Here is a 21,556-nt window from a genome sequence, read left to right on the forward strand (position 1 = left end):
CAGTCAAGCACACAAAATGACATTTGCTTTAATTTAGATCATTAAAAAAGTAAGGCTAAATAATGATTAAGTTATTGTTTAAGAGGGGTTTATAAAGGTGGGGTTAGGGTAATAGTTTTATAGGGTAAAGTTTTGGAGGTGTAACCATTAAAAAAGTTTAAAGGTTACAGGATTCTGGGCTTACAAAGACTGATAGAACTTTCCTAATTTTCATTAAAAATTCAATCATATTCAGATTTACTATTAGAGTGAAATTTTACTAGAGAAATAGCTCCATATATATTCTCTATGATCAATCTCATCATTTATAAGCGACTGGATAATAGAACTATCAATGATATATATAAGTAATCTCGCTTCTTCAATAGAAGCATTGCTTTTAATATTTAATAATATTTCTAGTATTATATTAATTAACCATTCTCTATACTTAATAACTACTCGATGAGCTTGAGGATATATTTTTTGTATTTCGAATATAGCCTTAAATATTAAATGGTAGTGACTTTTTAAATCAGCATGCAAAAAATAAATTTCTTTTAACTTATCTAAATTTTGGCTTTTTAAGTTTGCACTTAAGATTGAACTTACTTGTTGCATTAAAGTTTCCTGATGAAACTCAAGACACAGCTCAATTAGTTTCTCTTTACTTTTGAAGTATTTATAAAAAGTCATCTTGCTAACATTTGACTCTTTAGAGATACGGTCTACTCCAACATTATGAAATCCATGTTGATCAAAAAGATATCTTGAAGTATGGATAATCATTGATGAACTAAAGGGAATTTCCATATTTGACATAAATAAACCGCACTATAAAAAGATTGAAAAAAATATATGCAAGAACTTCATATATTCCATATTTATAATTATAAAATATAAAAATTATAAAAGTCAGCTAATTAATGTTTGTTTTTAATTAACTTGCACTTCAAAATTAATATACAAGTACCTTAAATATAAAATAAAATTCTTATTATTTATTTAGTTTTCATTAATTTAAATTTAACTCACTATCAATCCATGACTTTTTCTCATGCATTCATGCAAATTAATCCTTTGAAAATAAGCTAACCACTACCTAATTTAAATATAACGTTCACTATACCTCCTTTCTATATGAGCAAAGCCCAAGACATTCTCAATACTGCCGAGAGACTTTTTGACTATCAAGGCTTTCATGCAACTGGAATTGATCAGATTGTTCGTGAAGCTGAGGTAACTCCACGAACTCTTTATCGACACTTTCACTCAAAGGAACAATTGATTTTAAAAGTCCTTGAGGAAAGAGAATTACGCTTTTTTAGAAAGCTACAGCAATGCATTGAGAATAAAGAAAACTCTATTCCAAATTGGGTAGCCGTTTTTAATGAGTTGGAAAACTGGTTCACAGAAGAAAGTGACAGAGGATGTTTATTTTTACGTGCTCTAGCTGAGTATCGTCATAAAGAGACTGAAATAGTGCAGACCGTGCTTATTCATAAACAACGCACACTAGATTTTTTAATGGGCCAATTTGCTAAAACTTCATCTGATCATTTTAAAGATAGAGCTGAAAGTTTGATGCTCATCATTGAAGGTGCCGTTGCCTTAGCTCCTGTAATCGGTGGTAAAGCAGCAATTCAAAGAGCCAGTAAGTTAGCCCATCAATTATTACAACCTACAACCCACCCACTACTTCACTAGGAGAAACATATGGTACTGCCTACTAAAATGCATGCTGTGCTATTAAAGGGACACGGTGGTCTTGACCAGCTTGAATATCGTACTGATGTAACAGTTCCTACCCCAGCAGATGATGAAGTTTTAATTCAAGTTTCTGCAGCTGGTGTAAACAATACAGATATTAATACTCGTATTGGTTGGTACTCGAAGACAAATGAACAAGCTACAAATACAGGTGGTGCTAATGGTCTTGAAAGTATTAGCGATGATGATGCATCTTGGTCAGGTACACCTCTTAAATTCCCATTTATTCAAGGTGCGGATTGCTGCGGAAAAATCGTTGCAGTCGGTAAAAATGTAGATCCATCTCGTATTGGTGAACGAGTCATTGTCCGCACTATGTTACGTGCTTATGTTGATTATCGTCCTTATGAGTGCTGGACTTTTGGTAGTGAATGTAACGGCGGTTTTGCTCAATTTGCTACAGTTAAATCTGCCGAAGCTTACAAAATCAATTCAGATTGGACAGATGAAGAATTAGCTTCTATTCCCTGCTCTTATTCAACAGCTGAAAATATGCTACACCGAATTGGATTAGGTGCAGAAACTGTATTAATTACAGGTGCATCTGGTGGTGTAGGTTCTGCAGCAGTACAGCTTGCAAAACGCCGTGGTGCTCAAGTTATTGCTCTTTGCTCATTATCTAAAGCTGATGAAGTATTAGCTTGTGGTGCAGATCGTGTAATTGACCGTAATGCTGACTTAGTTAAAGAGTTAGGTAAAGAATCGATTGATGTAGTTATTGATTTGATTGGTGGACCACAATGGCCTTCTTTATTAGAAGTCTTACGTAAAGGTGGGCGCTATGCAAATGCTGGAGCAATCGCTGGACCTATTTCGCAGATCGATCTACGTACAGTGTATTTGAATGATTTGACTTTAATGGGCTGTACATTCCAAGAAGATGAAGTGTTTACCAACCTCATTTCATATATCGAGAAAAATGAAATTCGTCCATTAGTGGCTAAGACTTATCCCCTCAATGAAATCGCTAAAGCTCAAGAAGAGTTTCTGAGCAAGAAACATCTGGGCAAGCTCGTTTTGACTGTTCCATCAGTTGAGGTATAGATCAGATTTAAGTGAATGGTGTTACTTATGCTTCTTTCTAATCAATACGGATGTCATCAGTAACACCAAGAATAAATAGTCTTAAAGACAAGGATATATTCATGAAAATTAAGCGTATTGAGCTCTATCAAATCGATCTACCTTACTCTGGTGGTGTATATCATCTTTCGGGTGGCCGTGAATATCGTAGCTTCGATGCTTCCATCGTAAAAATTATTGCAGATAACGGGTTAGAAGGCTGGGGAGAAAGTACACCATTTGGTTCAACATATATTGCATCTCACGCTTTAGGTGCACGTGCCGGTATTGCTGAAATTGCGCCTCACTTATTAGGTAAAGATCCCCGTCAAGTCGATCGTATTAATGAGACCATGGATAATGCTCTTGTTGGACATAACCATGCCAAATCAGCACTTGATCTAGCGTGTTGGGACCTATTTGGTAAATCGGTAAATTTACCTGTATGTGAATTATTAGGTGGTTCAACTGGTCGTAGACTACCTGTAATTTCTTCTATTCATGCCGACACCCCTGACGCAATGCGTGAAAATGTAGCTAAACATCGTGAACTGGGTTATTTAGGTCACTCAGTGAAAATTGGTGCTGTCGATAGCGAAGGTGGTCCAGTCTTAGATGCTGAACGTATTAAAGCAAGTTTGGCTGATCAAAAACCAGGTGAATTTTTTATTGTGGATGCGAATGGTGGCCTTACACCAGAAATGGCATTAAGAATTTTCCGTTTACTCCCTAAAGGTCTCGACTTTGTTTTAGAAGCACCATGTAAAACATGGCGTGAAACCAAATCATTACGTCAACGTTGTGATGTCCCTTTCTCTCTTGATGAACTGATCCAGCAAGATGAAGATTTAATCCATGCAATTACTGAAGATCTCATTGATGGTGTAGGTTTAAAAATCTCCAAAGCTGGGGGATTAACTCACTCACGCCGACATCGTGACATTGGTCTTGCAGCTGGGCTTTCTCTAAGTGTTCAAGAAACTGTAGGTTCAGATATTCCATTTGCAGCAATTGCTCATCTTGGAGCAACGATTCCTGAGAGAAACCTACGTTGCCTTTTAGATACACGAGGGATGGTAAGCATTCACACAGCAGAATTTGATGCACCGATTGTTGATGGCGGTGTGATGGTCCCTAACAAACCTGGCCTTGGTATTACTGTTGATGAAGATTTATTGGGTTCACCAGTCGCTGTTTGGGGTGACTAAACAGGATTTTCATTTAAATAAGGCAAGCTCAAGAAACTATACATTTATGACTGTTTTTAAAAATTAAAACAGTCATTTCTATATACGTTTTAAGACAAATTTTAAGACTTCAAAGTTACCTAGACATTCATTTTTAATGAGTGTTATTCCCTTCTATTGTCTTAAATATACCTACTCAATAGAACAATAACGCTCAAGGACTAACAAAGATGGCGCGAGAAGGATGAAGTATGAGGAGTCACTATATTCAAAAGTATTCCTCAATCGCCCATAAAAACTAAAGCAAGTACATATGTACAAAAAAGGAAGATACACAAGGAGCGTATCATGAATCAACAACAAGTGGTTTCCCCACCTCAGTTAATTTCCCAAGATCAAATAGCACGTCGCTTTATGACAAAACTCGCTTGGCTCATGGCAGGCGGGATGTTTATTGATGGATTTGTTTTAGGTTATTTAGGTGCATTAATGCCCTCTATTACAGCCGATTTGCATTTATCAACTACATGGCAAGGCTTAATTGGTGCAGCCTCACTCATTGGAATTTTCTTTGGTGCTCCAATTGGTGGATATTTTTCAGATCGCTTTGGTCGTAAACCACTATTCATGATCGACCTTTTTATATTCTTCATATGCTCAATTGGACAATTCTTTGCATCTGATCCCTACACGCTTTTTATAGCTCGTCTATTAATGGGTGTCGCGATTGGAATTGAATATGCAGTCGGTTGGCCGATGCTTGCAGAATTTGCTCCAGCTCGCCTAAGAGGTAAATTATTGATTTTGACTGAAACCTCTTGGTTTGTTGGATATCTTGTCTCGTATACCCTAAGTTTTATTATGATTGAAAATCATATTGCGAGTTGGAATGTGATTTTAGGAATTAGTGCAATTCCCTCTTTAATCGTTTTATTAATGCGTAGTGGTATTCCAGAATCTCCTCGCTGGCTCATGAGTAAAGGACGTAAAGAAGAAGCTTCTAGAATTGCACATAAGTATTTTACTGAAGAAGACAAGAACGATATTTTAAATCAGAAGCATGCAAATGTTGGACAAAAGACAAGCTTCTTTGATTTATTCAAAAGTAAAAATATCAAAGGCACCACTTTAGTTTCTATATATTTTATTGGTACTTCTGCACCTTATTTCGCAATTGGTGTATTTATTCCAATGATTTTAGAAAAATTAGGTTTGCAAGACGGTATTAAAGGAGGATTGTTCCTCAACACATTTGCTGTATTTGGAACACTTGCAGCTGTATTGTTAATTGAAAGAGTGTCGCGCCGTAAAATGGCAATTCTTCCAATCCTCGTATGTACTATTGCGTTAGTCGTTGTGGCTTTAGCTGCAAATCACCCCACATGGATTCTGATTGGTTTTTTAGTTTTTGCATTTGCTAATGCTATTACTGCAGGGATGATTTCAGTTATCCCCGGAGAAGTGTTACGCCCAGAAATAAGTTGTTCAGGTACAGGTTTTGCAGCAGCAATGTCCCGTATAGGCGCTGCTATAGGTGTGTTTTTGATGCCTATGTTTGTTGCAGCACATGGAGCAGCATTAGCAGTTTGGATCGCTGCTGGGGTGTGCTTAATAGCAACAGTAATTACCTACCTATTTATGCCTGAAACCAAGGGTAAATCAATGAGTGAAATTTTTCATTAACTCAAACTTTCTGAATAAAAAGCAAAATACTTTCTCTTAAAAAAGAGAGTATTTTGCTTTGAGTCTTTATTTTAAATTGCTCATCAAGAGCAGAAATCGCCTGAATATATGATTAAAACTCATCATATCTTGAAAATATATCCATTGAAGCGAAGCGTACATTTCACCTATCTTGAAGATGTTTTAGTCAGGGAGAATACATATGAAACAGTGGAATTATTCAAATGCTAGAGCACAACTTACCATGATTATGGATCAAGCTGTTGCTGGGCATCCTGTAGAAATTACTCGCAGAGGTCGGGAATCTGCAGTAATTATTAGCAAAACTTCTTATGAGGCTTACAAGAAAGCCGAATACGATGTTGCTTACTATAAAATCTCAGTTTCTAAAGAAAATTCAGAAGCTTAAAGACATCTCCAAAAATACTCTTTATTCATGCAGCAAGGTTCCATGAAGCTCAATATTTCTTTAATTCAACTTGGTGCCTTGTTTGCATTTATCTCTGCATTTCTATTTAGCAGTAAAGCAATTTTTATTAAACAGGCATATAGCCTTACTCCATCATTAGATGCCATTACCTTAATGGCTATCCGTATGGGAATTGCTCTACCCTTCTTTTTAGTTATCTGTTGGTTTTGTCGCCATCAAAATCGGAATATCAAGCTAATAGATTTTCTATATCTACTTTCTGTTGGCTTGTTAGGCTATTACATTTCTAGCTGGCTCGATTTCTATGGACTCATGTTTATTACCGCGTCACTAGAGCGAATTATTTTATTTTTATATCCCACTATGACCGTTTTAGCGTCGAGTTTTATCCTCAAGCAAAAATTAAGTTCAAAAACGATATTTGCACTTGTCTTAAGTTACGGAGGAACAGTCATTGTGATGCTCCAAGAGCAAAAAACGCTTCCGGATCAACATAACTTCTGGTTTGGAGCAAGCTTAGTATTTGCTAGTGCAGTTGCTTTTGCTTGCTACCTCTTACTTACCCCACCATTAATTAAAAAATTTGGTTCATGGAACTTAACGGGACTATCTTTATCTGCAGCTTGTATTGGCACACTTATACATTTTCTAATGGTAACCAGTCATCCTGTACAACTACTTAGCTCTTTACCTGTACAAGTTATTTGGTACGGAATCTGTTTAGGTTTATTTGTTACAGTTCTACCCACACTCTTATTAATATTGAGTATAGAGTATGTAGGTGCAACACAATCAGCTATTATTTCATCTATTAGCCCAATTGTTACTATTCTTTTTTCAGTCTTTCTTTTAAATGAGCATTTAAATACAATCCAGTGGCTAGGGTGTTTTCTTAATATTTTTGGTGTAATGCTCATCACACTTAAAAGAAAGTAAAAATAATAATTATTTTATAAAAATTTATTTTAAATATTTTCATTTTTTATTTTCAATGATGATAAAAAGTCATTAACTCATGATTATTTATCGTGCTCGACTAACTATTAAAATACCTATTTAAAAATTATGATTAATTTTTTAATCGGGTCTATCGTATGAGCCGCCAAATCTCAACTTTAATCGGTGTTTCAGCTTTATTACTTTGGTCCACTTTAGTTGGCTTACTCAGGCTTTCTACAGAAAGTTTTGGTCCTATCTATACAGTGACTTATGTATATACCATCAGTGCTATTATTTTATTTTTAACATATGGCCTGCCCGATTTAAAAAAGGTTTCAAAGAAGTTTCTTATTTTATCTAGCTTGCTTTTTGTTGTTTTTGAATTGTGTTTTGCCTTTTCAATTACTCTAGCAAATTCATCAGAAAAATCGATTGAGATGAATATTATTTTTAATATGTGGCCAACTTTAATTATTATTATGTTGGCAGTATTAAAAGAAGAAAAAGTAAACTTATTGACCATATTAGGAGTGATCGTAAGTTTTGCAGGGATAGTTGTTATCAACTATCATCCAAATCTAAACTTTATTGATAACTTTTCAAAAAATCCGATTAGTTACTTGCTCATTTTTTTAGCTGCTATTCTTTGGGCCGTTTATTGTATTTATACCAAAAAGCAAAGCAATGGAACTAATGCTGTATCACTTTATTTTATCTTAACTGCTATAGCTTTATGGATTCTTACTCTCTCTACTCAAGGATTCCACCTACCCCATGTTCAAGGTATTAATGGCTATATATTCGTCTTAATTAATGCTGTTTTTTTCTCTATGGGTTATCTAGCTTGGAATATTGGTATTATCAAAGGGAACATGCCCGTTTTAATTATGCTTTCTTATTTTTCTCCAATTTTCTCATCGGCATTCTCAGCTTTTGTTTTGAACTCCAATTTAACAATCAATTTTTGGTACGGTGCATTAACGGTTACTTTAGGATCGTTAATCTGCTGGTACTCAATTCGAAAAAACCATGTTCAACATAACCAAGCGAAATTAGCTTCCTAATTTCTTAGTCACAGCCATCGTATATGGCTGTGACGTTTACGCTTATCAAACTTTATCAATCAAACGTGTAACACCATTTACAATCATGTCGACTGCGATTGTTCCAATTAATAAAGCAGCTAACCTCCCTACAATATCAAAATAACGATCAATATATTTGGCATGGCTATAACGTAAGTGATCATGAGAAAATTTCATTGCTATCAAAACACTACAGCTCACAAATAGTACTAAGGCGATCACTATAGCCGCCTCTAAAAGAGACATACTCATGCCTGTAACTACAGCTGCACTAATTGTTCCAGGACCAATCATAAATGGCATAGCTACTGTGCCAGCCAAATGTTCAGGTGCTCCTCGCATTTCTCCAATAGTATCGGCACCCTGAAATACATAGCGATATCCAATCACCAGAAAAATCAGGCCACCAAAAATTAGAAATGATTCAAACCTTACATTTAAGTACCGATTAAAAATTGCTTCACCACCCCATGCAAATAAAAGAAATACCACATATGCAATGAGGCTTCCTTGAATCAAAGCCTTATTAAATACTCTGGTTTCTGTATGACGGATTAGCCCAATCATATAGATACTCATGAGGAATGGATTAAGTAATGAGAAAAATAAAATAAATGTACTAATAAATGGTGAAGACATTTTTATTATTCCTAAACGGCTTCAGGAAGCTTTTAAACTTCCTGAAAATTGATAAATGAAAAACCTGTACAAACTTTTAGAAGCTATAAATCAACATTAGATTGAGGAGTTTGTTCCACTTCCCATCATCACCTGCTGCAAGAGAACTACCATTGCCGCCAACAAACGGATCGTTTTTACTCATCACATATTCGGTATATAAAGAAATATTTTTATAGTCCCACGCCACTCCAACAATGTTGCGCTGAGAGTCATCAAATCCATTTTCTTTCTTGTTAAAACCACTAAAAACAACATACGGCGTAACATTGAGCGAATCTTTAACATTCTTAAAAACATAGCTCGTATCAACAGTATAGAAATATCCTTTGTTCGCAATGTCATATTCGCCATCAAAAGAACCGAAAGTTGAGCTAGCTGGACTTAATGCATCTTTATTACTAATCGATTGTCGCCCTCCAGTAAGCACGACATTCAGATTTTTATAGTTAATACGGTTAAATAGCGCCCATGTATTTCTCGTACCATCTGCAGAAGTTTTTTTATTCTCAATGTCTGAATACCAATAACTTCCCCCCACCGATACTTTGAGATCATCTGTACTTAAAAACTTAAGATCTTGATCGACACGTGCCATCCACATGTTTTTTTCATTCAGGTTTGTTTTGAGTGGATCAGATGAGGTAACAACATTAGCCGTATAACGTGCTGAGTCTTTACTACTTCCGTGGTAGTTACCACCATCAGTTGCAAAATAAGCCAAATCTACTTTAGTAGCAGACGGTAATTCAAAGTGATAGTTCGCACCTAAATTGGAAGCATCTTGCAAACCCATTGTGTTGTTAATACCAGCATAAAAGCTGCTATCCCAAAAACGACCTGGACCGAAAGGAATGGGTTGCACACCTACAGTAATATGATCTGTCGCGTTTAAATGGTAGCCAGCATAGCCATAAACTAGAGTCGAGAAATCACAGAATTTATCGTATTGATAACAACGATATTCGACTTTTCCAAACCAGTCGGGTGACTCATAACCTAGCCTTAAAATAGCTGCATCAAATTTTATTTTCTGATCTGATGCAGACTCGCCGTAATCCTTATCTTGATAATTCCCACGTAAAGCACCTGAAATTGTTAAAGCACCCGTATCACTTTTAGGATCTCCAAAAGTTACTCCGGCAAAAGCAGGTAACGCCATTCCAACTGAAATTAACCCAAATCCAAGTGTTAAATAGACCTTGCTCATTTACAAATCCTTGTTTAAATGAAGATTTGCAGAAAACCTTTCCTGTCCTCTGCTTATTTTTTTCAGACAACACTTCCCTGTTCAGGAGAAGCTCCTGAAATTTAAAATTTTCGTTAATTTGTATTAGCCCTAATTCAAAGCTACGTTCTCATAAGAATAAAATGACCCACATTATTTTTTCCTGAACAATATGGGTCGTTTCTTTTATGCAATTCCGTGCAGCTCTTTCCAGTTACCTGGATGTACTACGTAACCAAATACCGCATGTCCACCATAAATTAGCTCGGTTCCTTCAGGAATCCACAACATTTGTCCTGGACGAACTTCATATTTTTGACCGTTAGCAGTAAGCTCAAAACAGCCTTCAATTACAAAAATGACTTCGTCATAAAGTAATTTCCAACTTACCTCTGCCCCTTCCCAACGTGCAAAACCAATACCCATATTTGGGGAAACATCAGCTCCTAATGCTCTTGCAACATAAGCCGTACCATCTGGTGTTTCGCCACGTAAATTGAAATTAAGTTGAGCGCTATCAACTAACTTTACTTCTTTCATCTATTTCTCCCGCTTACAATTCACTACGACTGCGCCATTTTTCAAATCTGATACGTGTTCTAACACCTAAACCTAAGAACGGTTCTGGTGGATTTAAACTAGGCATACCAGTTACATACTGAATATCTTTTAAAGCTTGGGAATCTGAGCCAACAACGAGATCAGCCAATAACGTTCCTGAAATTGTGCCCCATGCTGCTCCTACACCATTGTCGCAAGCACTCGCATAAACGCCTTCTTCTAACTCCCCAAAGAAGTTAGTGAAATTACGAGAAATCGCATAAACACCACCCCATGTATGGGTAAATGGAACATTAGCTAAATTCGGATAACGAGCTAAAAATGCCTTGCGATGATCTTCTTGTATCCAACGACGATTATCATCACTTACATTTGCACCGTATTTTGGGACATGCTTATAAGTGTTACGGATTAGAATACGGCGATCAGCTGTCATTCTTAACGTTGTCCCAGCATGATCAGCTGGAGTAAGCCCCCAATCTAACTCACCCTGATAAACTTTCATCTCTTGGTCAGTTAATGGACGCGTCCAGCTCGCAAAGGTCATAACTGGTAATAAACGGTTCTTCAAATAACCAAATTCACGAGTAAAAATACTAGTTGCCAGCAATACTTTCGGTGTTGTGATTGACCCATGGTCACCCTGTAATAGCCATTGGTTATTACTTTTTTGCAAACTACGAATTGGTGATTGCTCTAATAACTCCACATTGTCTGGTAAGTGGTCACCCATACCACGCACTAAAGCTGCTGGTTGCATCAAATATGAACCAGGAGTAAAAATCGCACGACTATAAAAATCTGTACCTAAAACTTTTTTAAGTTCTGCTTTTTCAACCCAACGATATGGTTCACCTAAATCTTTCATTAGATGCTCAAAATGATTGAGATGTGCTTCGCCACGCTCACCTACAGCACCTTGATATTTACCAGCTGCAGACCATTGACAATCAATGTTATAGCGCTCTACTAGGCCTTGTAACTGAGCAATTGCTGAACGATTCAGACTTAATAACTTTTGCTTATGAGAAGGGTCAGGATGCGATAATGCAAACTTATGTGGTAAATCAATTACAAACCCTGAGTTACGACCAGAAGCACCTTCAGCTACACGTTGTGCATCAACTAGAATAATACGGGCATGCGGTTTGAGTTCAGCTAATCTTCGAGCTGCTGCCAATCCTGCAAAGCCTGCTCCAATAATGGCATAGTCAGCTTTTTGTAGACCTATTAACTTTTTAGCAGGACCGGCTGGAGGCAATGCTGCATACCACCCACAAGTATTATCATCATTTGGTAAAGCAATCATTTTGTTATTCCTTTAACTTAAACTGTGGATGGGCACGAATTTAATTTCTCAAGCCATTCAGTACGATGGTGTTGTAATTGACGACCGAGTAAGGCAAAGCCTATTAATTTATCTTGCTCATTGTAAAAACCAGCCGCCAACTCCCCATCGTGCTCTTCCACTCTCCACTCACCTGTTTCCATTGCTGGCAATACAGAAAGTGGCAAAATTGGGGTTTTTACTAAAACTGGGGTCGCTTTCAGATCTGCGTCAGTTGATTGACCTAAAAGATTATTAACTAAAGCAGGTAGTGCTTGAGTGATTGGATTGATATATGGTGCCCATTGTCCGTTCACTTCTGCACAGTCACCTAAAGCAAAAATTGAAGGATCACTACTACGATGATCCAGACCAGTACAGATACCACGTGCTGTCTCTAGACCTGCTTCTTGAGCAAGAGCAATATTTGGTCTTAAACCTACTGCACTTAATACCAAATCAGTTTCAATTATTTGGCCATCTTGTAGTGTTAACTGATAACAACCATTTGCAGATTGAATAGAGCGGATACTATTTTGTAATTTCCACTCTACTCCTAACTGGCTAAGCGCATTTTGTAGAGCATGACCTAAAGGTTCTGGAATAAGACGTTCCATTGCCCATTTACCAAGTCCGACGACAGTAACTTTAATCCCATGTGCAGCTAAATCATTAGCAAATTCACAGCCGATTAGACCATCACCAAGAATGGTGACATGTTTTTTATCTGCCAATTGCTGACGGAAACGACGGTAATCTGCCAGATCATTTACGCTTAATGTTGCAGACGAATCACCTTCAATAGGTATAACAATTGGCGTTGCACCAGTTGCTATCACCAATTTCCCATAAGAGTAATCACCAATAGTGGTTTGAAGCTTTTTATTGGCGCGGTCAATATGAGTCACTTTCGTATGTGGATAAACACGGATATTTAAACGTTGCTCCCAACTAAGAGCAGATTCACGAACTAGACTATCTCCGTCTTTACCTAATGCTAGTGCATTAGATAAAGCTGGTTTGCTATATAAGGCGCCATCATCAGCAGTAAATACGGTAATAGACAAGTCTGGAGATTGTGCACGTAAATTCGAAGCTACATGATAGCCAGCATGGCCACTACCAATAATAACAACTGGTTCAATAACTGCAGCGGCTGCTACTTGAGGGATTTCGTCCTCTTCAATATCTGTGATATCAAGCATTTCGAAATCAGCTTTACCCACCTGACACTCTGGACACATCCAGTCATCTGGGATGTCTTCCCATTTTGTCCCTGGTGCTATCCCATCAGCAGGCCAGCCTTTAGCTTCATCATAGATCCAGCCACAGACAATACATAACCACTTTCTCATCTTGTCTATTTCCCTTATTTCTTACAAATTACACGCTATGTTTCAAACGGATACCGATATTGCGAGTTTGAACATAACTGTAGATGGCTTCCTGCCCTTTTTCGCGACCAAAACCAGATAAGCCCACACCACCAAATGGTGTTTCAATACCACCAGCAAACCATTCGTTAATAAAGACTTGGCCAGCAATAAGTCGGTTTGCTACTCGAAGTGTTTGATTCAGATTTTCACCAAATACACCTGCAACAAGTCCAAAGTCCGTACCATTTGCGATTGCAACGGCCTGGTCTTCGTCATCGAATGGCATGATCACCATTACAGGTCCAAAAACTTCTTCTTGAGCAATAGACATATCGGCTGTTGCTTCGATAATAGTAGGTAGTACAAAGTAACCTTCTAAATCTGCTGCTTTCCCGCCTGTTAAAACATTGGCACCTTCTTCACGTGCCTTATCAATCATGGCAAGAATTTGTTGTTGCTGATCTTTAGATACAACTGGAGTAAGTTCGGCATTACTTTCGCCAATACCTACAGTTAGGCTCTCAGCAAGATTCACAACAGCTGCTTTAACTTCTTCATAGCGACTGCGGTGCACTAATAAGCGAGACATCGCTGAGCAAACTTGGCCAGAGTTATAGAAAATTCCTAATTTAACGCTACGCAGTAATTGCTCAAGATCAACATCAGCAAAAGCAATTGCAGCTGACTTACCACCTAACTCCATAACTGAAGGTGTTGCACGTTCAGCCGCATCTTTCAAAATGCGTTGTCCTGTTGGTACTGAACCGGTAAATACGATTTGATTCGTATCTTGATGCTTAACAAGATGAGTACCAACTTCTGAACCTTTACCACAAAGTAAGTTCACTGCACCTTGGGGAAAACCAGCTTTCTCAATAGCTTTGATGAGTAAAACCATTCCTAAAGGTGAAACTTCAGGTGACTTAATTACAACCGCATTACCAGCCGCTAAAGCAGGTGCTAATGAACGTGCACAGATCGAAACAGGAAAGTTCCAAGGTACGATTTGAACCGATACACCCATTGGAATATATGAGGTGAAGTCGACATAATCTTTACCTAAAGGTACCGAGATACCTTCAACTTTATCTGCCATACCTGCGTAGTATTCAAAATAGCGAGCGGCTTCATCGAACTCTTCACGTGCAGTATCAATATTTTTGCCATTTTCACGACATAGGATTAATGCACCCTCTTCAGCAATTTCACGAATCGCTTCTGCAGCTTTTAACATCCATGCAGTGCGCTTCGCAGGACGCACATCTGTTAAAGCTCCGCTATTCACACATCGACGTGCTGCAGCCATTGCAGCATCTGCATCTTCAATACTTGCACGAGCCACTGTCGCAAAAGCTTTGTCAGTTGCTGGATTGATAACTTCCAATTGGCGAGAAGCATCTCGCCATTGGCCATCAACGTAGTTGAGGTAGTGTTGCATATTATGCCTCCAAAGCTTTTTTAGCTTGAGTCGCCAACCATTTTTGGAAGAAGTGAGTCGGTAAATCCATCTCTGGAGAGAAAACTCCACCACCAAAGCCAGGTGAATGACGACCTTTTTGCATGGTTTCTACTGCAAACACATCTTCAGCAAATACGACTTTCCATGATTCTAAAGTTGCTTCACGGCATGCATCATATTTAGGGTCAAGTGACTCATCACCAACGTAATAGAGGCGTAATTTTTCAATTGTTTGTTCTGGAGCAATTGGATCAATCATCATTGCAAATGCATGATCAGCTTGAATACCTAACAATACGTTCGGGAACACAGCTACATATTCCGCATGACGCAATTGATCTTCTGGCCAGCTTGGGAATTTTGGTAAATGCGTACCCGCAGTAGCTGACAAGTTATATTTATAACTGCCCTGACCAGCAAAGCGATCTTCGAACATAATGTTGTAATGATCTTCAAGTTTTGAATACGTATTTAATGCTGGATGTACCCATGGCAAGTGATAAGCTTCGCAATAGTTTTCAACTGTAAGTTTCCAGTTACTTTTTACAGGTAACTCAAAAGTTGAACCTACTTTACTGCTACGAATAAGCTCTAACCCGTTTTCGCCCAAGAATGGCTTCCAACGTTCAACTAGTGGCGCAATATGCTCTTCAAAAGTAGGAGCATCACCAGAAATATTTACGAAAACCATATCCATCCAAACTGCTGAACGGAGAGCTTTTAAGCCATGCTTTTCACATTTAAAACGCTCATCTTTATGCTGGTTAATTCCACCAACATGTGGAGTACCTTTTAAGTTACCGTTTAAGTCGTAACTCCAAGAGTGGTACTGGCAACGAATCACACCCTCAATAGTGCCTTCTTGTTGCACTAGAATCATACCGCGATGGCTACAAACATTATGGAAAACATGTAGTTCCCCTTCTTTGTTGCGCATCATTACCAATGGCATGCCCATAAAATTAACAGGCTTCACATAGCTCTTTTTAGGTAAATCTGAAGCAAAACCAACACATACCCAAGTTTTACTTAAAATATTGTCACGTTCAAAATTAAAATATTCATTACTGGTATATGCTAAATTTGGCATACCATTTGATTCAGTAATAGGGTTCAAAACATTATCGACTTGCTGAACCGTAATTAATTGCTGGCTAACTCGACTATTCATCTGATGATCTCCATATATTTAAAACTAACGCAGAACTCCCTGCGTTGAGATGATTTGCACACTCTGCTGTTTCTTAGGAGATTGTGTTAAATATTGCATTAGTCGACAAACGACTTTTTTGCGCGGCATCAATGAGTTTTTGTAATGATTAAAAATTCTTAAAATGCTTAATAATTTTTTAGAAACTGCTAAGCATGACTTTTTGTCATTCCTTAGTGAGAATAAGTCGATTGAAAAATCTTTAACCACTTCTCTAATCTGTTGGGCTTCCAGATACAGCTAAAACTATTAGCTGCCTGTGCGCAATCCAAGGAGGAGTCATGCGAGCTACATCAGGAGTCTTTAAAGGACTTAATCCGACAGTGACTGTCGCTTCTAAAATATTAGTTATCTCTTTTGTTTTATTCTGTGTCTTACAAGCGGAACAAGCAGGTAAAGCCTTTGAAATGGTTTCTGGCATTTTACTTCAAAATGTTAAATGGTTTTACCTTGGTTTATTAACAGCTATTTTAGGTTTTTTATTTTATTTAATGATAGGTCGTTTCGCTCACATACGGCTTGGAAAAGATAATGAAAAACCAGAGTTTACCTTTACTGGCTGGATTTCTATGTTGTTTTCAGGTGGCATGGGGGTCGGACTAGTATTTTGGTCGGCAGCTGAACCTATGTGGCACTACGCTAGCAACCCTTTTACACCAGGGTTAAGTGATGAGTCCGCTAGTATGGCTATGCAACTGACTTTTTTCCATTGGGGTTTGCATCCATGGGCTATATTTTGTATCACCGCTTTAGCTCTTGCTTATTTCTCTTATCGTAAAGGTCTTCCATTTAGTTTACGCTCAATTTTATATCCAATTATCGGAAACCGCATTTACGGACCTATTGGCCATACAGTTGATATTTTAACAATTGTTATTACAGCTTTTGGGGTTGCTCAATCCCTTAGCATGAGCGTACTTCAAATTAATTCTGGACTTAATCAAGTTTTTGGTTTTGAGAATAGTTTAAGCTTACAATTTATCATGCTGACTATTTTATGTGGAATAGCAACTATTTCAGTAGTCATGGGTATTAATAGAGGAATGCAAAGACTATCTGAGCTTAATATGATTTTAGCTATTCTATTGATAGCTATTTTACTTATTATTGGACCTACTCGTTATTTATTTAATACCTTATTTGAGGCTACAGGTAACTATACACAAAATCTTATAAGCATGAGCTTATGGAGTGATGCTCAAAAAGATTCTGGCTGGCAAAATTGGTGGACAGCTTTCTACTGGCCATGGTGGATGACATGGGGGCCTTTTGTAGGTATGTTTATTGCTCGTATTTCTCGTGGACGTACCATTCGAGAACTTATTGCAGGCGTACTTATTGTTCCTACACTTGTAACAGCTATATGGATGTCTGTAGTAGGAGGATCAGCTCTAAAAGTAGAACAAGATGCTCGTCATGCTTATGAAAAACATGCTGCTGCTTTAGTTAAAGCTGGTGAGCCAGCTCCAGAACCATTTACAGGTGGGCCAATAGTAAAAGCGACTCAAGCTGATAATACTCGTGCGCTTTTTACAATGTTTGATAATATTGATAGTGGTACACTCGGTAAAGCTCTTAGTATCATTACCTGCTTATTACTGGCGACATTCCTTATTACATCAACCGATTGTGGTACACATGTATTATGTTATATGGACGCAGAAGGAGCTACGGAAACACCAATTAAAATTCGGATCGTCTGGGGCTCACTTATTGCCATTCTGGCTGGCGTATTACTTTATGCTGGGGGTTTAAAAGCCATTCAATCTGCGTCTATTATTGCTGGCTTTCCCATAGCTATCTTCCTGGCAATTATGAGTGTTACTTTATTTAAAAATTTACGTAGAGAACCTCAAGCATGTATGTTATTACCAGAACATGCACGGCCTAAGAATGATTCATTAGAGGAAAGTCCCCCTGAAAAAAGTTCACTTCAAGTAATTATTGAAAAGTAAGGTAATAAAAAAAGAGATTTTAGTAATCTCTTTTTTTATTAAAGTTTAAAGTCATATTTCATTATTTTATAGCATGAGATTTTCTCATTAACTCATGCTAATAACTCCTTTGAAATCTAAAGACTATTTTTATATTTTTAAATAGACAGAGAGTATCTATAAAATATTACTCTTAACTAATCTAATAAATCAGAAGTAACGTCTAACTGATTATCTTATAAATCACACAGGGAAGTTAGTTAATAATTAATATCCAAGGAGGATATATGCGTGCCACAGATGTTGTTGGGGCTAACACAGTCGTCTCTATTATTTCAAAAGTATTGGTTCTTATTTTTATTTTATTTTGCGCAATCTATTCAGATCAAGCAGGAAAAATTTTTGCATATATTTCTGGGATCATTCTGGAAAATATGAAATGGTTTATTCTAGCAAGTACTACAGGTTTTGTGTTTTTCTTACTTTATCTCATGGGTAGCCGATATGGTTTACTTAAATTTGGTAAAGATGACGATAAACCAGAATATAGCTTCTTTGCTTGGATTTCCATGTTATTTTCATGTGCTATGGGTGTAGGGCTTGTTTTTTGGGGTGTTGCTGAACCCATTAATCATTATACGACTAATCCATTTACAAAAGGGTTAACTGATGAAGCAGCAAGTATGGCTATCCAACTTACCTTTTTCCATTGGGGATTACATGCTTGGGCACTGTACTGTATTGCTGCCTTAGCGATCGGATATTTTTCATATCGCAAAGATCTACCCTTTTCCTTACGTTCAGCTTTATATCCTTTAATTGGTAATAAGATTTATGGACCAATCGGGCATTTTGTTGACATTCTTGTTATCGTGATTACAACATTTGGAATTTCTCAAGCGCTTGCCATTGGAGTTTTACAGATTAATGCAGGTCTTCATAAGGTTTTTGGCATAAATATTGGAACTACTACACAATTTATAATTTTATTTTGTTTATCAAGTATCGCTACATTTTCTGTAGTTCGTGGCATTGGTACTGGTATGCGAAGATTGTCTGAATTGAATATTATTCTATCAATTATTTTAGTAATTATTTTAATGTGTATTGGTCCAGCACGTTACATCACTAATACTTATTTAGAAGGTATTGGGAATTATACACAAAACTTTATTGGAATGAGTTTGTGGAGTGATACCCAGAAAGATACAGAATGGCAGAACTGGTGGACAGCATTCTATTGGGTATGGTGGGCAACATGGGTACCTTTTGTAGGAATGTTCATTGCAAAAATATCACGTGGTCGTACTTTCCGACAACTTATTGGTGGCGTACTCATCGTACCATCTCTCATCACTTTTCTATGGATGGCTGTTTTTGGTGGTTCTGCCCTTAAAATTGAGCAAGATTCTCGTCATAGTTTTGAAAAACAACAAGCTGCTCTAATAAAAACTGCAGAACCTACTTCAGAATCATCAAAAAAAATAGAAGTTTCTTCTAGCAAAGAAATAACTCCCTCTACTACAGTTTTCGAAGGAGGCCCTATTGTCCAAACTGTGAAAAAAGATAATACATTAGCTGTATTTGCTCTTTTTGATGCAATTGATGGCGGACTATTAGGGACACTATTAAGCATTACAACTTGTATATTACTTATTACTTATCTTGTTACCTCGCAAGACTCTGGGACACATGTACTTTGCTTTTTAGATACAAGATCAGATAAGGATACCCCTATTCGTATACGTTTAATTTGGAGTGTATTTATTACTTTAATTAGTGCAGGGTTATTATATGTAGGAGGTTTAAAAACAATTCAAACAGCAATTGTTCTATTTGGATTCCCTATGGTTATCCTGTTAACAATTATCTGTGTAACATTATTTAAAGCTCTTCATCAAGAAGATATCTCAACCATTAATATCGTACCGAAGCATCCAGATGTAAAATAGAATATTAAAGCTACTTGAATATTCTATTTAATAGAAAGAGAGTAATTAAAAATTACTCTCTTTCTATTATTAATTTTTCTAAGAAAGAATTAATAATTTTTAGGTGTTAATCACAATAAGTATATTAAAGATCGGTAATTCAAGTACTCTATACCACTCTTTAGTTAATTAACTTAAGCCTTTTTGTCCCACTTGTCCTGGTAGTTGATCTAATAACCAACTACGGAAATGCTTAACACTAGAAGGAATAACTCCCCTATCTGCTGGTTCTAGCATACTGAAATTTGCTTGAGTACGAAGAACAGTTTCAACAGGTCTAACTAAAGCACCACTTTGTAAATAATCGTCTACGAGTGAACCCCATGCCAAAGCTACTCCCTGACCATTAATTGCGGCTTGTAAAAGCATTGGATAGTTATTGATATTCACCCTATTTTTCGGTTTTACAATAGGATAGTTTACAGCTTCAAACCACTCTGCCCATGTAATCCAATCCTTTTGAGCGTCATCTAAGTATAGTAAAGCTTTGCCAAAAATTTCTTCTGGAGAACTATCTTCCTTAAACTGAGCAAGATAATTTGGACTACAAACAGGAAAAACCTCTTCAGGAAATAAAGTAGTAACTCTCATTCCTGCTGGAGGGACACGGCAATAAAATAATGCCAGATCGAAGTCCATTTTGTGCAAATCTGAAATATTGTCTGTCGTTAAAATTCTTAAATCAACGCCTTCATTATTCTGTTGAAAAGCAGCTACTTTCGGTAGTAACCAAAGAGCAGCCATAGCATTTGTCGTAGCCACAGTTATTTGATGCTCTCCTTGCCATTTCTTAATTTCAGCAGTAGCTTGAGCAACATCTAATAAAGCACTATAAATCGTTTGATAATATTGCAATCCGGTAGGAGTTAGGGAAATATTTCGATTAGCTCTAAGGAATAATTCCTTACCTAGGTATTCTTCGAGCTGTCGAATTTGTCGACTGATAGCGCCTTGAGTAACATTCAATTCATTTGCAGCTTTTGTAAAACTGAGGTGGCGTGCGGCTGCCTCGAATACAATTAAGCTGTTCATTGGCGGCAATGGCTTAATTTTCATGGACACTCCTAATTTGTCCCATTTCCTAAAAACTCTTTTCCAACTCGAGTTCTTTTATTCCGCTATTTAATATGAAAATTGTCTTTTGAACATACTAATAGCGAATAAACCAGATATTCTCGTTATAAATGGTTTAAATTTATTCAATTATGATCCATTTCTCAGGAAAGCCCTAAAATCTCATAAATATAATTTAATAAAAAGTGAGTAAAAGTATTCAATCCATGAGTTTTTCTCATTTGAATCTAATTAATTGAGAATAATGATAAATAGAAAAAAGGTAACTACGCGTTTTTTATTTTATATAGTTTAAAAAAAGAATTTAAAAGCACTTAAACAGCTAGCCCTCAAAGCCTTAAGTTCACTCTAAAGTTAGCTCGTAAAACAAAATTCTTTTCTTTTTTCTAATTTTTTGGATATTTTTGAATATAGTCAGGGTAGTAAAGCTATTGGAGCTATTGCTAAACATGTCGCTCAAATGTTTAAATTTTTAGATTAAGAATAAGTTACAATAAGTGGCTCGTCGAAGCAGAATTATTTATTAAAATTACTAACTATTTACTATCAACAAGTTACTCTTTATACATTTTACTTTTATTAC

General features: G+C 36.9%; 18 protein-coding genes and 1 pseudogene. 9 read left to right on the plus strand and 10 right to left on the minus strand.

Annotated elements, in window-relative coordinates:
- Positions 1 to 243 precede the first annotated feature (243 nt).
- Positions 244 to 801, minus strand: coding sequence for a TetR/AcrR family transcriptional regulator (locus EG365_RS02880; protein WP_002000041.1), 558 nt, complete (start codon positions 799 to 801; stop codon positions 244 to 246).
- 318 nt (positions 802 to 1,119) lie between these two features.
- Between EG365_RS02880 and EG365_RS02885 the strand changes: the two genes are divergently transcribed.
- The 7 genes from EG365_RS02885 to yddG all read left to right on the plus strand — a co-directional run bounded on the left by EG365_RS02885 (position 1,120) and on the right by yddG (position 8,114).
- Entirely contained in the window at positions 1,120 to 1,686 is a 567-nt protein-coding gene (locus EG365_RS02885; protein ID WP_000030498.1) for a TetR/AcrR family transcriptional regulator, read from the plus strand.
- Positions 1,687 to 1,695: 9 nt separating this feature from the next.
- Positions 1,696 to 2,793: an alcohol dehydrogenase family protein gene (locus tag EG365_RS02890; RefSeq protein WP_000244009.1), complete on the plus strand. Its 1,098-nt coding sequence runs from the start codon at positions 1,696 to 1,698 to the stop codon at positions 2,791 to 2,793.
- 101 nt (positions 2,794 to 2,894) lie between these two features.
- Positions 2,895 to 4,019 (plus strand): mandelate racemase/muconate lactonizing enzyme family protein, encoded by a 1,125-nt coding sequence (locus tag EG365_RS02895; protein ID WP_000695106.1) that lies wholly within the window; start codon positions 2,895 to 2,897, stop codon positions 4,017 to 4,019.
- 327 nt (positions 4,020 to 4,346) lie between these two features.
- Complete coding sequence (locus tag EG365_RS02900) at positions 4,347 to 5,681, plus strand: MFS transporter (protein WP_001076001.1); 1,335 nt, start codon at positions 4,347 to 4,349, stop codon at positions 5,679 to 5,681.
- A 202-nt stretch (positions 5,682 to 5,883) separates the two neighbouring features.
- A complete protein-coding gene (locus tag EG365_RS02905; RefSeq protein WP_000816060.1) occupies positions 5,884 to 6,090 on the plus strand; it encodes a type II toxin-antitoxin system Phd/YefM family antitoxin in 207 nt (68 codons plus the stop codon).
- A 42-nt stretch (positions 6,091 to 6,132) separates the two neighbouring features.
- On the plus strand, positions 6,133 to 7,047 hold the full coding sequence (locus EG365_RS02910) for a DMT family transporter (RefSeq protein ID WP_002016829.1): 915 nt from the start codon (positions 6,133 to 6,135) through the stop codon (positions 7,045 to 7,047).
- Positions 7,048 to 7,205: 158 nt separating this feature from the next.
- Complete coding sequence (yddG, locus tag EG365_RS02915) at positions 7,206 to 8,114, plus strand: aromatic amino acid DMT transporter YddG (protein WP_000089890.1); 909 nt, start codon at positions 7,206 to 7,208, stop codon at positions 8,112 to 8,114.
- A gap of 45 nt (positions 8,115 to 8,159) precedes the next feature.
- Here yddG and EG365_RS02920 read toward each other — a convergent pair whose 3' ends face one another.
- From EG365_RS02920 to EG365_RS02950, 8 genes and pseudogenes are all read right to left on the minus strand, one after another.
- Positions 8,160 to 8,774, minus strand: coding sequence for a MarC family protein (locus EG365_RS02920; RefSeq protein WP_000097917.1), 615 nt, complete (start codon positions 8,772 to 8,774; stop codon positions 8,160 to 8,162).
- Positions 8,775 to 8,850: 76 nt separating this feature from the next.
- Positions 8,851 to 10,023 (minus strand): hypothetical protein, encoded by a 1,173-nt coding sequence (locus tag EG365_RS02925; RefSeq protein ID WP_000049453.1) that lies wholly within the window; start codon positions 10,021 to 10,023, stop codon positions 8,851 to 8,853.
- Positions 10,024 to 10,227: 204 nt separating this feature from the next.
- Positions 10,228 to 10,581 (minus strand): ethanolamine utilization protein EutQ, encoded by a 354-nt coding sequence (locus tag EG365_RS02930; protein ID WP_000665859.1) that lies wholly within the window; start codon positions 10,579 to 10,581, stop codon positions 10,228 to 10,230.
- A gap of 13 nt (positions 10,582 to 10,594) precedes the next feature.
- Positions 10,595 to 11,911: an NAD(P)/FAD-dependent oxidoreductase gene (locus EG365_RS02935; protein WP_000561084.1), complete on the minus strand. Its 1,317-nt coding sequence runs from the start codon at positions 11,909 to 11,911 to the stop codon at positions 10,595 to 10,597.
- A gap of 17 nt (positions 11,912 to 11,928) precedes the next feature.
- Positions 11,929 to 13,134 carry an NAD(P)/FAD-dependent oxidoreductase gene (locus tag EG365_RS02940; RefSeq protein WP_223233483.1) on the minus strand — a complete coding sequence of 402 codons (1,206 nt, stop codon included), beginning with the start codon at positions 13,132 to 13,134 and terminating at the stop codon, positions 11,929 to 11,931.
- A pseudogene (locus EG365_RS19445) lies at positions 13,123 to 13,284 on the minus strand (rubredoxin); the annotation flags it as partial. The pseudogene EG365_RS19445 and the gene EG365_RS02940, both read right to left, overlap by 12 nt.
- Before the next feature lie 28 nt (positions 13,285 to 13,312).
- Positions 13,313 to 14,743 carry an aldehyde dehydrogenase family protein gene (locus EG365_RS02945; protein ID WP_001165066.1) on the minus strand — a complete coding sequence of 477 codons (1,431 nt, stop codon included), beginning with the start codon at positions 14,741 to 14,743 and terminating at the stop codon, positions 13,313 to 13,315.
- Between the two features lies 1 nt (position 14,744).
- The gene (locus EG365_RS02950; protein ID WP_001088747.1) at positions 14,745 to 15,935 is read right to left on the minus strand and encodes an aromatic ring-hydroxylating oxygenase subunit alpha; all 1,191 of its coding nucleotides are present in this window, start codon (positions 15,933 to 15,935) and stop codon (positions 14,745 to 14,747) included.
- 320 nt (positions 15,936 to 16,255) lie between these two features.
- On the opposite strand from EG365_RS02950, the gene EG365_RS02955 reads away from it, so the two are divergent.
- On the plus strand, positions 16,256 to 17,929 hold the full coding sequence (locus EG365_RS02955) for a BCCT family transporter (RefSeq protein WP_001202896.1): 1,674 nt from the start codon (positions 16,256 to 16,258) through the stop codon (positions 17,927 to 17,929).
- A gap of 266 nt (positions 17,930 to 18,195) precedes the next feature.
- Entirely contained in the window at positions 18,196 to 19,860 is a 1,665-nt protein-coding gene (locus tag EG365_RS02960) for a BCCT family transporter (protein WP_001202883.1), read from the plus strand.
- A gap of 168 nt (positions 19,861 to 20,028) precedes the next feature.
- Here the strand turns inward: EG365_RS02960 and EG365_RS02965 are convergent, their stop codons facing one another.
- Positions 20,029 to 20,955, minus strand: a complete 927-nt coding sequence (locus EG365_RS02965) for a LysR substrate-binding domain-containing protein (protein ID WP_000695007.1) — start codon at positions 20,953 to 20,955, stop codon at positions 20,029 to 20,031.
- Between the last annotated feature and the right edge of the window lie 601 nt (positions 20,956 to 21,556).

The sequence above is a fragment of the Acinetobacter sp. FDAARGOS_494 genome, assembly GCF_003812225.1.
Lineage (GTDB): Bacteria > Pseudomonadota > Gammaproteobacteria > Pseudomonadales > Moraxellaceae > Acinetobacter > Acinetobacter baumannii.

Excerpts from the sequence above, each read along its gene's own strand:
- EG365_RS02880 (WP_002000041.1), bottom strand. The coding sequence starts at position 801 with ATGTCAAATATGGAAATTCCCTTTAGTTCATCAATGATTATCCATACT.
- EG365_RS02885 (WP_000030498.1), top strand. The coding sequence starts at position 1,120 with ATGAGCAAAGCCCAAGACATTCTCAATACTGCCGAGAGACTTTTTGAC.
- EG365_RS02890 (WP_000244009.1), top strand. The coding sequence starts at position 1,696 with ATGGTACTGCCTACTAAAATGCATGCTGTGCTATTAAAGGGACACGGT.
- EG365_RS02895 (WP_000695106.1), top strand. The coding sequence starts at position 2,895 with ATGAAAATTAAGCGTATTGAGCTCTATCAAATCGATCTACCTTACTCT.
- EG365_RS02900 (WP_001076001.1), top strand. The coding sequence starts at position 4,347 with ATGAATCAACAACAAGTGGTTTCCCCACCTCAGTTAATTTCCCAAGAT.
- EG365_RS02905 (WP_000816060.1), top strand. The coding sequence starts at position 5,884 with ATGAAACAGTGGAATTATTCAAATGCTAGAGCACAACTTACCATGATT.
- EG365_RS02910 (WP_002016829.1), top strand. The coding sequence starts at position 6,133 with ATGAAGCTCAATATTTCTTTAATTCAACTTGGTGCCTTGTTTGCATTT.
- yddG (WP_000089890.1), top strand. The coding sequence starts at position 7,206 with ATGAGCCGCCAAATCTCAACTTTAATCGGTGTTTCAGCTTTATTACTT.
- EG365_RS02920 (WP_000097917.1), bottom strand. The coding sequence starts at position 8,774 with ATGTCTTCACCATTTATTAGTACATTTATTTTATTTTTCTCATTACTT.
- EG365_RS02925 (WP_000049453.1), bottom strand. The coding sequence starts at position 10,023 with ATGAGCAAGGTCTATTTAACACTTGGATTTGGGTTAATTTCAGTTGGA.
- EG365_RS02930 (WP_000665859.1), bottom strand. The coding sequence starts at position 10,581 with ATGAAAGAAGTAAAGTTAGTTGATAGCGCTCAACTTAATTTCAATTTA.
- EG365_RS02935 (WP_000561084.1), bottom strand. The coding sequence starts at position 11,911 with ATGATTGCTTTACCAAATGATGATAATACTTGTGGGTGGTATGCAGCA.
- EG365_RS02940 (WP_223233483.1), bottom strand. The coding sequence starts at position 13,134 with ATGCTTGATATCACAGATATTGAAGAGGACGAAATCCCTCAAGTAGCA.
- EG365_RS02945 (WP_001165066.1), bottom strand. The coding sequence starts at position 14,743 with ATGCAACACTACCTCAACTACGTTGATGGCCAATGGCGAGATGCTTCT.
- EG365_RS02950 (WP_001088747.1), bottom strand. The coding sequence starts at position 15,935 with ATGAATAGTCGAGTTAGCCAGCAATTAATTACGGTTCAGCAAGTCGAT.
- EG365_RS02955 (WP_001202896.1), top strand. The coding sequence starts at position 16,256 with ATGCGAGCTACATCAGGAGTCTTTAAAGGACTTAATCCGACAGTGACT.
- EG365_RS02960 (WP_001202883.1), top strand. The coding sequence starts at position 18,196 with ATGCGTGCCACAGATGTTGTTGGGGCTAACACAGTCGTCTCTATTATT.
- EG365_RS02965 (WP_000695007.1), bottom strand. The coding sequence starts at position 20,955 with ATGAAAATTAAGCCATTGCCGCCAATGAACAGCTTAATTGTATTCGAG.